Origin of the sequence: Pseudomonas sp. RSB 5.4 (genome assembly GCF_037126175.1) — a bacterium.
GTDB classification, from domain to species: domain Bacteria; phylum Pseudomonadota; class Gammaproteobacteria; order Pseudomonadales; family Pseudomonadaceae; genus Aquipseudomonas; species Aquipseudomonas fluorescens_H.
This window is the reverse complement of record NZ_CP146986.1, coordinates 61,684-73,629: the sequence shown is the minus strand read 5'-3', so window position 1 is coordinate 73,629 and position 11,946 is coordinate 61,684. Positions and strand designations below refer to the sequence as shown.

Annotated in this window: 6 protein-coding genes; all 6 read right to left on the bottom strand. The window is 59.7% G+C overall.

The features are described 5' to 3' along the window. Positions 1–181: 181 nt before the first annotated feature. Positions 182–1,945: a calcium-binding protein gene (locus V9L13_RS00285; RefSeq protein ID WP_338801128.1), complete on the bottom strand. Its 1,764-nt coding sequence runs from the start codon at positions 1,943–1,945 to the stop codon at positions 182–184. Between the two features lie 236 nt (positions 1,946–2,181). Further along, positions 2,182–5,775 (bottom strand): glycosyltransferase, encoded by a 3,594-nt coding sequence (locus tag V9L13_RS00280; protein WP_338801127.1) that lies wholly within the window; start codon positions 5,773–5,775, stop codon positions 2,182–2,184. A 111-nt stretch (positions 5,776–5,886) separates the two neighbouring features. After that, positions 5,887–7,455 (bottom strand): flagellar hook-associated protein 3, encoded by a 1,569-nt coding sequence (locus V9L13_RS00275; RefSeq protein WP_262142303.1) that lies wholly within the window; start codon positions 7,453–7,455, stop codon positions 5,887–5,889. Positions 7,456–7,468: 13 nt separating this feature from the next. Continuing rightward, a complete protein-coding gene (flgK, locus tag V9L13_RS00270) occupies positions 7,469–9,514 on the bottom strand; it encodes a flagellar hook-associated protein FlgK (protein ID WP_103483900.1) in 2,046 nt (681 codons plus the stop codon). Between the two features lie 24 nt (positions 9,515–9,538). After that, the gene (flgJ, locus tag V9L13_RS00265; protein ID WP_338801126.1) at positions 9,539–10,822 is read right to left on the bottom strand and encodes a flagellar assembly peptidoglycan hydrolase FlgJ; all 1,284 of its coding nucleotides are present in this window, start codon (positions 10,820–10,822) and stop codon (positions 9,539–9,541) included. An 11-nt stretch (positions 10,823–10,833) separates the two neighbouring features. After that, the gene (locus V9L13_RS00260) at positions 10,834–11,922 is read right to left on the bottom strand and encodes a flagellar basal body P-ring protein FlgI (RefSeq protein ID WP_080593281.1); all 1,089 of its coding nucleotides are present in this window, start codon (positions 11,920–11,922) and stop codon (positions 10,834–10,836) included. Positions 11,923–11,946: the final 24 nt, after the last annotated feature.

Below are 11,946 nucleotides of genomic sequence, written 5' to 3'. Positions count from 1 at the left end.
GCCGCCTGCGGCGCCGCTGCGATGACCGCGAGCGCTCGTTTTATGGCGATTTGAGGGGGACTTGCAGGAAACGCGCCAGCTCCGCGAGCGCGGCGTCGGCGGGAATTCAAGGCATGAAAAAGGGATGAGTCCGTTTCCGGAATCATCCCTTTCATCCAGCTACTTCAATGAATCGGACGGATCAGCCAAACATCGCGAATCCATCGATCATGGCAGGCAGGTCGTAGGACTGGCCGTCAGCGGTCTGCAGATGCTCGATGTTGTTATACCCACCCACATACCAGTCCACCAGTTTCACGCCATTGGCCGGCACACCGCTGCTGCCGTCATTGGCGCCGTGCAGGTAGGCATCGTCGCCGACGCGCGTGACGCTCAACTGACTGAGGTTGGCAATGGTGTTCATGATCAGGGTGTCGTTGTAGCTGCTCGCCATATCCTGAATGGATACCAGGCCTGGGGCATTCACCACATAGGTGTCATCGCCATCGCCACCAATCAGCGTATCGTTCTGCGGCGCCTCGCCATCCAGACCGGATGCCAGGCCTCCATAAAGAATGTCCGCACCTGCGCCACCCTGAATGAAATCGTCGCCCGCACCGCCCTCCAGAATGTTGTCGCCCCAATCACCTTGCAGCACATCATTGAAATGGCTGCCACGCAGGTTTTCGATGTCGATGTACGTGTCGTAAAGAGCGATCCCGCTCTGCAGGCCCCAGCCGAGAGAGACACTCAACCCCTCAGTGCTGTCTTCGTAGCTGACGGTGTCGACACCGGCTCCGCCTACAAAACGGTCGCCACCTGCACCGCCCAGCAACACGTCATTGCCGGCACCGGAAATGATGGTGTTGGCTTCGTCGTTACCGTAGCCGGTGAAGTCGGCAGTGCCGGTATAGGTCAGGTTTTCCACGAACGCACTCAGCTTCAGTTCCGAAAGGCTGGTGAACACGTGATCGGTTCCGCCCATGAAACTGTCGTCTTCCTCGACCGTCACGCCGGCGCTGTTGATCACATAAACGTCATCACCGTGACCGCCTGCGACCGTCACACCGCTGGCGTTCACGGTGAAGCGGTCAGCACCGGTGGAGCCGATGACTTCTTCCACGCTAAGCAACGTATCGCCCGCAGCATTGGTGCCACCGCCGATCACAACGTTGGCCACATCGAACGCGTAACGATAATTCACGGTGTCATGACCGTCGGCACCATCGATGACCATCGAGCCTTGATGGCGATAAATCACATCATCGAACCCCGAGCCCTGAATCGCCTCGATACCGGTAAAGGTATCGCCGTAAGCAATGGTCAGTCCGTCGTAGTTGGTAAAGTCTTCGACGCGCACGCCCTCGAGACTGTCGCTGTAGCTGACCGTATCGTAACCATCGCCACCGACGAAGTGGTCGGCACCGGCGCCACCCCACAGCCAGTCATTGCCCGCGCCACCGATGATCTCGTTATCACTGGCATTGCCGTAAACCTTGAGATCCCCCGTGCCAGTGAAGGTCAGCTTCTCGATGAATGGGTCCATCTTGACCGTGTTGAGGCTGGTGCGCAGCTCGTCGTAGCCACCGTAGTTTTCTTCAACGAGGGTCACGCCTTCGGCGTCGACGATGTACAGATCATCACCGCCGCTGCCCTCCAGCGTCACCCCGCCCACGGAAACGGTAAACGTGTCGTTGTGATAACTGCCGGCCACCTTTTCCACCGACACCAGCGTATCGATCTTGCCGTCAGACCCTGCGACCGTTGCCACACCAGTGCCAAACTCGACGCTGACTCCCGACCCCATTGCGTAATAGTTCGCCGTGTCAAAACCTTCACCACCGTCGAGCAGGTCGGATCCCGCACTGGCCAGCAGCTGATCGTCGGACTCCAGTCCATGGAGTTCGTCATTGCCATCGGTGCCCGACAGGACATCCGCTTCACTCGTTCCATTTACTACTGCCATTTGCTTCTTCCTTGCGTTGTTGTCGAATCCGGAAATCGGTCACCTCAGACACTGGCCGGGCGGTCTTCGCTGACCGTGCCAATTGAGCGTATGGAAAGGTATCGACAGAAAAATCCCGATGCTTGAGCCCGCGGCCAAAAAAAGTATCGGGCTTGATACAAAAACTTTTCGCCACGCAAAAAAAACAGGCGACTCGAAAGTCGCCTGTTTTTGCAGTGGGGCCGTGCGCGAATCGATCAATCCGCCAGCCAGCCATACTCCCAATACCGCAGGTTATCGCCACGCAACACGTAGTCACGCAACACGACCTCACGCAAATCATCACCCATGCGGTAGCTGGCATCCGGATCGGCCAGGTGCATGCGGATCGCTTGCAGCCACTCATCGGTGGTGTTGGTCTTGATCCGCGTGCACGGCAGGTAGCCGCGATAGGCCTCGGTGTCGGTGCAGATCACAGGGTAACCGCAGGCACCATATTCCAGCAGACGCAGGTTGCTCTTGCAGTCGTTAAAGATGTGAAACTCCAGCGGCGCCAACGCAAGATCCAGGTTGAGACTGGCCAGTTTTGCCGGATACACCTCGAGGGGGATTACACCGTGGAACTCGTGCATGTACGGCAGCAGGTCATCCGGACACATGCCGAAGAACACCCATTCGACTTCATTCGCCAGCTCACGAACCACGTCGGCGATGACCGCCAGATCGCCATGGTGACTGGTGCCTCCGCCCCAGCCCACTCGAGGTTTTTTCGAGGTACGGCGCTGGCTGCGAAGGTTGCTCCACATGTCTTTGGCCAACATGTTCGGCACAACACGAATATCGTGATGCATGTCCGACAGGACGTTGGCGAGCGGCTGAGTGGAGACCACCACACGATCACACAGGCCGATAGCACGTCGTACCATACGCTCCATGTCCTGCTTGCTCGGCATGTTGCGGATGTGCGCGTTGCGATGTGGAACGTCAATCACATAGTCGTCCAGCTCGAAGATTCGCCGCGCATTGAAATACTTCTTCAGTGGTGGAATTTCATCGATGGCGTGCTCCGAGTAGCGTCCTTGCAGCACGATCACGTCAGGCGTCTGGCGCTCGATATCAATGATCGATGGCAAGCCGTAACAAATGCGCCCCTCTACTCTGTTGGCCGCCTTCAGCTCGATCAACGGCTGACTCATGCGGTAATGCCCAATCGCCGAGGCATTGATCGGCACCGCAAGCACATTGGGCAACTGCACTCTGGAGAATGCGCTCCAGCCAGTGCGCAGCCCCGGCTCAAGACTGAAGCAAGTCGCTCCGATACCCTGCAAGGCCAGGTTGACGTTATAAGCCGGGTCACGCGCAATGAGCGGCAGCCAACGTCGATAAAACACTTCCTGTTCCTGGACATGCAGTTGCTCTTCCTGCTCCGTCGCCACACTGGTTGGCCGTTCGCCAATGGCCAGAATGGCGTAAGGGTTCCACACCACCAGATAGCCTTCCTGACCGATCCGCAGGCAGAGATCCGCGACATTGAGCGCTTGTTTCAGATCATGCTCATCCAGCCCCCCAAGCGCCTCGAAGAGCGATTTGCGGATCATCAGACAATCGCCACCCACAGCGCTCAGGTCTTGCACCGCTTGCAGACGGAACATATAGCCGTCGGACTGTGCAGGCTGACCGTAAAACGGAAGACCGACCGGCCCTTGCAAGCCAAGAATCAGGCCGGCATGCAACACGCAACCGTCCGGGTTGAACAGTTTGGCTCCGACCACACCCACTTCCGGGCGCTGTGCATGGTTGACCAGTTCGTCCAGCCAGTCAGCCTGAGTAATCACCACAAAGGAGTTGAGCATCAACACATACTCGCCGCGCGCCTGCGCCACCGAGAAATTGTGCAATGCAGCGACATTACTCGTTTGCGAGCAGGTGATTACGCGGATCCGGTCACTGCCCAGCTGCGCCATGCCTTCCAGCCAGGCCAGTGCTTCAGCGCTTTTGCTGCCGTTGTCGACCAACAGCAATTCGTACTCGGTGTAAGCAGTTTTTTCCAGTAGCGTCTCGACACAGCGCTGCAAAGCGGCTGTCTGGTCCTGCGTCACAATGATGATCGACACCAACGGGCGTCGGGCATGTTGATAGTCGATACGATTGAGCAACTCGCGACTGCCACGGCGAATACCGTGTGCGACCTCCAAACGCTGCAAATGCGCTTCGAGCACCCGTGGGTTTTGCTCCACGACGCCTGGTTCGGCAAGCCATTTGGAAAGGTCGTGCCTGGACTCCAGTAAAACTTCCGCGACATGGCCGATAGCCTGCGTCCCGTCGCTCTCGACCATGCGCCACAGCACGTCATGCGCTGCCAGCTCGGCAAAGTCCGGCTCAAACCCGCCCAGCTCAAGAAAACGCTCGCGCTTGAACGCCAGAGCACGCCCGACGTAAGGGTAGCTGCGCATGAGATCGATGTTGAAATCCGGTTTGAAAGCCGGCTCTACCGACTCACCACCGCGCAAACTGCCCTCATCGCTGTACAGGCAGGTGAACGTGTTCGAGTGCGCGATCCGCTCTGCCATTATCAACAGCGCTGGCGCTACCAGACAATCACCGGCCTGCAATAGGTAGAACCAGTCGGCGCCTTCCAGCTGCGGCAGCAACGCATTGATCTGCTCCAGACCGTCCCCTTGCAACGGCATGCGAAATACGCGCCCGTCCAGCTCGGCTTCGGCACAGGACTCCGATAGCACCAGAATCAATTCTGGCGGGTAATCCTGAGCACCGAGCGCCTCCAACGTGCGTTCGAGACCGTTACGGTTGCCCCGACCATCAATGATGACCGGCACGATCCGGGGCTGATGCGGCCAGTTGGAAATCGTTTCCGGCAGATATTTTCGCTGCTCGTCGGTGAGCACCCGACACGCCAGCCACTGCGCATAGAGTTCAGTGAAACTGAAACTGTCGGCGCCGACACTCCACTCCTGACGGCTCTGTTTGGTACCGAGAGTACGGCTCAAAGGCAGCTCCTCCCAGACTCGCGGCGACTCATCAGCCTTGGTCAACTGGACGTAGCGAACCCATCCGGATGCAGGTGCCGCCTCGCCGCTGCGGGCCTTGAGCATTTGCGAAATCCATTCGCGCTCAACCTCTACCGCATCCTTCATGGGTTGTTGTGCGCTCAAGCGCTCTGCGTAAAGTCGCTCGACGCTGAGCACATTGTTGGACAGCGCCAGATTGCCGCGCCGCAACAGGCAGACGTACAACGCGAAATCCAGGGTTGCGACAAAGCAGTAACCTTCCTGGGTCAGCGCCGGCAAGAGCTCCACAACATCCGCACGGCGGAACAAGGCGCTGCTGAACCCACCCAGCACGTTGACCGGGAATTTTTCGAATATTCCCAGCAGATCATCGCCCTTGAGCAAGCCGCTGAAAGGTGTCAACGAAGTATTTTCCAGACGCGAAGGCAGGATGATCTCGCCCGCATCCCACAGAAGTCGCTGGGCCACTACCAGACTGACTTCGTCGCGCAACAGTTCGTGGGCCTGTTGTTCGATACAGGTGGAATAGAGAAGGTCGTCGTCACACAGAAATTTGATGAACTCACCCTGCGCCTGATCGAGGCAGACCTTCAGGTTGCCGACCATGCCCAACGTGCGTGGATTGCGCACGTAGCTCACGGCAAAACCCGTGCCCTCGACCACCTTGGCAACGATGTCTTCGATCTCGTTGCCGCGACTGTCATCACACACAATGATTTCAAGATTGCCGTAGCTCTGACCGACGGCACTGCGCAATGCCCGTTCGAAGAAACGTGGACTGAAGGCGGGAATGGCAATACTGACGAGAGGGAGTGAATTCACGGCGGGCTCACGGGCGGTACGAGCCCGCTCCTGAAAGCGAGCCCTGAAAACCGCAAAAAAACATTAACTAAGGGGACACGGCAAAACGGGCGTTTGCACACCCGTTGACCATCAGATCTTGTTGAACAGACCCAACTGGCTGATTTTGCTGAAGGCCAGTTGCGCTGCCTGCAGCATGGTTTGCTGCAACGTCAGGCGGGTCATGACTTCGGCCGGATCCGAGTCGCGAATCGAACCCTGGGTCGTAGTGTTCGCGGTGCTCAGGCTCTGGTTGGTCACGGTTTGCATATCCAGCGACTGACCACGCGCACCGATTGCAGTAACCGCAGCACCAATCTGATTATTAGCGCTGTCGATGTTGCCAAGACCGGCCTCCATCGCGCCCTGGAATTTCTGCTTGGCCACGTCATCGCCATCGATTGGCGTGTTCATCGCAGTGATCATCTGGCCCAGGGTGTCGAGGATATTCTGGGTCTGATGATTGTTCGGCTGGATCGAGAACTGATCACCCGCTGCCGGTGCGCTGCCTAACGCGAAGGTCACACCTGCAGCGGTTGCGTTGCCCCCGGCCACCGTGCCGGACGACACAGGCTTGCTGTCAGCGGTAACAGGTGCAGCGTACAGATCGAACGCCGTGGCGCTGGTGAACTTGAGGACCGCGCCACCTTGCGGGAAGGCATTGTTATACGCCGCCTGGTCGGTGATGCTGGAACCGGTGATCACCGCGGTAGACGGGTTGCCCGGACTGCGCGTGGTGGTGAACGAGTCAGGCGTGGAAGCCAACTGGAAACTGTGCCCGGCAATGACCGCGTCAGGGTTAGTGTCACCCGCCTTCAGGTTAATGTTCAGCTTCATGTCGACACCACGGAAGCTGACCGTCTGGTTGGCGCCGCTGCTGTTGCTGACAACACCGTTCTTGCTGGCCTCGGCGGTAACGTCGTTGCCCAGGGCATCGGTGATTTTCAGCTGAGTACTGCTGACGAAGCTGACGGTGTAAGGCTGGCCAGCGGTGAACTTGGCGTCATAGGTGGCTGCGGTGCCAACCGTACCGTTGGACAGCACCACACGACCGTCATCCACCGCCGGAGCAGTCATGGTGGTGTTGGTGCGACCGGTATTGATGGTCTGCTGGAAAGCATCCCAACCCGTGGTGTTGGTGCCGACGGTCATGCCGTCGCCGATGCCCAGGTTGATGGTGGTCTGGTCACCGTTGTATGAAAAGGTGCCGTCGGCATTCTGCGAGTACGGCGCGGTGTCGGTCTTCGAACCGGAGAACAGGTAGTTGCCGTTGGCATCCTTGGAGTTCATCAGGCCCAGCACTGTTTGCTGAATCTGTCCCAGCTCCTGAGCGTAGGCCTGGCGATCCTTGTCGGTGGCCGTGCCGTTGTTGGCGGCCAGAGACAATTCCTTGGCACGTTGCAGTGCCGTGGTGATGGAGTCCAGCGTGGTTTCCTGTACGGACAACCCGCTCTTGGTGCTGCTGATATTGGTGTTGTACTGATCCAGCATCGCCGCCTGCTGGCCCAGTTGCAGCAAACGACCGGCACCGATCGGATCATCAGCGGCGGTGTTGATGCGCTGCAGGCTGCTGGCCTCGCTCGCGGTGGCAACGGCCTTGTTGAAGTTACGCTGATAGTCAGCCGCTTGGGTGCCGTAATACTGGGCGGTGGAAAGGCGCATGAATTACGACTCCTTAAAGGCTGTTGATCAACGTAGAGAATGTTTCCTGCGCCGCCTTGATGATCTGCGACGAGGCGGTGTAGTACTGCTGGTATTTGACCAGGTTGCCGGTTTCTTCATCCAGGTTGACCCCGGACAGCGAATCGCGTGCGCCCTGGGCCTGATCCAGAATCTGCGAAGTGGCCGTGGCGTCGGATTTGCCTTGCGCCGCTTTGGTACCGACGTTGGTCACCAGCTTGTTGTAGGCGTCGGTGAGACTGATGCCTTTGCTCGCCGAACCGGTGTCGACGGTTTGCTTGGTTTGCAGAGCCACCAGCGCTTGCGCGTTGCGGTTGTCGGACGAGGCTGCACCGGTAAGGTTCATGGTGAAGGTTTCGCCGGACTTCGGCGTGCCGCCAACCGTGGTCTGCACGGTGAAGGTCTTCTGCACGTTCGGCGTGACGGTGGTGTCCATCACCGGGTTGCCGCTGGCGTCGACGATGCCCACTTTCAGGTTCAGCGTGTTCGACTGACCAGGAACGATGGTGCCAGTGCCGATGGTCGCGCCCTTGGCGTCGACCAGGTTGTACGACTGGCTGCCGCCGCTCGCGTCACCGAACACCAGTTTGACCGGCGTCGAATTCTTCAGCGCCGCCTGCATGTCGGCCTGGGCAGTCGGGTTGTAGATATCAATCTTGTCGCTGAGCGTCGGCTGGGTGTAAGTGCCCAGGCCGTTGGCGCTGGCCGAGCCGGTCAATGGGCCGGCGGCGGCAATTTTCTTCGGATCGGTGAGCACCGTCTGGATGCTCGCCGCCGCGTTACGGGTCGGGGTCACCTTGAAGGTGTCACCAGCGCTCAGCGCACCGCCATTGAGCGACAGGCTGAAGCCGTCGATCACCGGAGGCGGGTTGGTGGTGGTGCTGAACGAACCGAGGTCGGTACCGTCGGAGCGCTTGACCGAGTAGTCGGTGGCGCTGGTGAAGGTGACCTGATAATCGCTGGTGGTCAGCTTGCCGGTGTCCTTGATGGTCACATCGAGGTTGCCCGAACCTGCGCTGTTGCCCGACTGCGCGATGCTGCGCTGACTGACCAGCGCGGCACTGTTGATGTTGTTGAACAGTGCTGCGCCGAAGTCACCGTTCTTGTCGATGCCCTGGGCTTGCTGGCTGTTGATCTGATCGGCGACGACCAGCGCTACACGCCCCAGCTCATTGAGCGAAGGGTCGAGGACGTCGCTGCGATAGGTCAGCAGGCCGCCGATTTCGCCACCGGTCATCGCCGAAGTGACGTCAATGGTGCTCGAACCGCGGTCCATCTGGATCGCCATGCGCGACGGATCGTCTTTGCTTGGCACGGTGCTCAGGGTGTTGGTGGTGTTGCCGATCACCAGTGGCTGACCACTGCCGATGTACACGTCGAAGCTGGTACCGCGCTCGACGACCTGCGCACCGGTCAGCTCGGACAGCTGACGCACGGCCTCGTTACGGCTGTCGAGCAGATCGTTCGGGGCACCGCCACTAGTGGAAATCTCACCGATCTTCTGGTTCAGATTGGCAATCGAGGTCGCCAGTTTGTTCACCTGGGCCGTCATGTCGCCCAGGCTGCCGTTGATGCTGGTGTTCTGGTCGTTCAGCTGTTTGGCGATGGTGTTGAAGCGACTGGTCAGCGCCTGTGCGCCGGTCAGCACCGACTGACGGGAGGTGTCATCGGTCGCCGACGTCGCGACGCCCTGCATCGAGGTGAAGAACTTCTGCAACACGCCGGTCAGGCCGGTGTTGGTGTCGGACAACGTGGCGTCCAGGGGCGTGGCCTGGGCCAGGTACGACGCCGCTTCGCTGTTGAGCGAAGTCGCGGTGTGCAATTGCGATTCCAGGTAGGAGTTGTAGACCCGGCGCACGTCAGCCAGGGTTGTGCCCGTGCCGATGAAAACGGTGCCGTACTGCTGCGAGGCCTTGGTGCCCTGCACGGTTTGCTGGCGTGAATAACCGGCGGTGTCGACGTTGGCAATGTTGTTGCCTGTCGTAGCCAAAGAGGCCTGGCTCGACGCCAGACCCGACATCCCGATATTGAGCAAACTCATGGTTCAGACCTTATACCTTGTGCCTTAAAAAGGCTGGGTGGAAACGCCGGCCGCAGCATAGTTTTCAAAACTGTTCATCTGCTTGGCTATCTGCGAAATCTTCGTCGCGTAGTTCGGGTCGGTCGCGTAACCGGCCTTTTGCAACTCGCGTACAAACTGTTCTGGGTTATCGGCCGACTTCACCACATCTTGATAGCGATTGTTGGTCTGCAGCAAAGTCACCAGATCGTGGAAACTGTCCTTGTACGAGGCATAGGAACGGAACTGCGCCGTCTCCTTGACCATCTGCCCGTTGCGGAACTCGCTGGTGATTGCCCGGGCCGAATCGCCGGTCCAGTTGCTGCTGGCCTTGATGCCGAACAGGTTGTGACTGCTGCTGCCATCCTGGGCGCGCATGACCGATTTGCCCCAACCGGTTTCCAGTGCGGCTTGCGCCACCAGGTAGCGCGGATCGACGCCAATACGCGCGGCGGCTTCTTTGGCCATCGGCAGCATGGTGTTGACGAATTCGTCGGCGGAGCTGAAGGCGCGCTTGGCCGGTGCCAGCGGAATCTGCGCCATTGCCCGACCGTAAATCTGCATCTGCCCGCCGGACGCCTTGGCGTCTTCGGCACGGCTCAGCCAGTCGCCGTTGTACAGCGGGCCGGCGCCGGTGGCGGCCGTGGTCGTGGTGCGTTGCGGCAACGCATTGGCGGCAGTCGGCGTAGCGGAAGGCACCAGACCGGCAAGCAAACGATCAGCCAGTTTCGGCGGCAGAGCCAGACGACGCTTGTTGATCATTTCCATGTCGTTGGCGTGGGCCAATTGAGTGTTCGGCGCATGCAACGAACGCGAGGCCCACAACGGGCGCTCGCCATTGAGCCGTGACAGCGGGCCGGTGCCGGTAGTGCCGGCAGCAATCGGCGTCTGCACCGCAGCGGCTTTCGCCGCTTCCTGCTTGGCAGCGGACGCGGCCGCAGCCTCACCCGGCGCCATTGGCTTGTTCTTCGACATCTGCTTCATCAGCACGTCGGCCAGACCGATACCGCCGCCCTCGCGAGACAGCGACACCGCCAGTTGCTGGTCGTACATTTCCTGATATTGCTTGGCCGCCGGGGTGTTCATCGGGTTGTCTTTACCCAATGCCTCGGTGGCCGAACGCATCGACTTGAGCATTTCGCCGAGGAACAGCGATTCGAATTCCTGCGCCACTTTGCGCATGTTCGCATCGCTGTTCTTGTCGCCGACCTTGAGCTGGTTCAGACGATTGAGGTCGGAGTACGAACCCGAATCGCCAGTGCCCGCCAGACTGCCTTTGCGCATATCCATGGTCGCCGTCCTCAGATCACGATCAGGTCGGCTTGCAACGCGCCGGCCTGCTTCAGTGCTTCAAGGATTGCCATCAGGTCACCCGGTGCCGCGCCAACCTGGTTTACCGCACGCACGATTTCGTCGAGGGTGGTACCCGGGCCGAATTTGAACATCGGTTTGGCTTCTTGCTGGGCGTTGACCCGCGAGCGCGGCACAACGGCCGTCTGCCCATTGGACAATGGGCCCGGCTGGCTGACGATCGGGTCTTCGGTGATGGTCACGGTCAGGCTGCCGTGGGTCACGGCGGCCGGCGAGACTTTCACGTTCTGGCCGATGACGATGGTGCCGGTACGCGAGTTGATGATGACTTTCGCCACCGCCTGACCCGGGTCGACTTCGAGGTTTTCGAGGATCGACAGGTAGTCGACGCGCTGGCTCGGATCGAGCGGCGCCGTCACACGAATCGAACCGCCGTCGATGGCTTGTGCCACGCCAGGGCCGAGCATGTCGTTGATCTTGTCGACGATGCGCTTGGCGGTGGTGAAGTCGGAACGGTTGAGGTTCAGCGTCAGGCTGTTGCCCTGGTTGAACCCGCTCGGCACCGAACGCTCCACCGACGCACCGCCCGGGATGCGACCGGCCGACGGAACGTTGACGGTGATCTTCGAACCGTCGCGACCTTCAGCATCGAAACCGCCGACCACCAGGTTGCCCTGAGCGATGGCGTAGACGTTGCCGTCGATACCCTTGAGCGGGGTCAGCAACAGGGTGCCGCCGCGCAGGCTCTTGGAGTTACCGATGGAAGACACGGTGATATCGACCTGCTGCCCCGGTTTGGCGAACGCCGGCAGATCGGCACTCACCGACACCGCCGCGACGTTTTTCAACTGCACGTTGCCCGATCCCGGCGGCACCTTGATGCCGAACTGCGAGAGCATGTTGTTGAAGGTCTGCAGGGTGAACGGGGTTTGCGTCGTCTGGTCGCCGGTGCCGTTAAGCCCGACCACCAGGCCGTAACCGATCAATTGGTTGGAGCGCACGCCGGAAATGCTGGCGATATCTTTCAGCCGCTCGGCGTGGGCACCAAAGGCTGCGGACATCAATGCCGCAGCCAGCATCAGGTGTTTGAAGTTCAAAGTCGC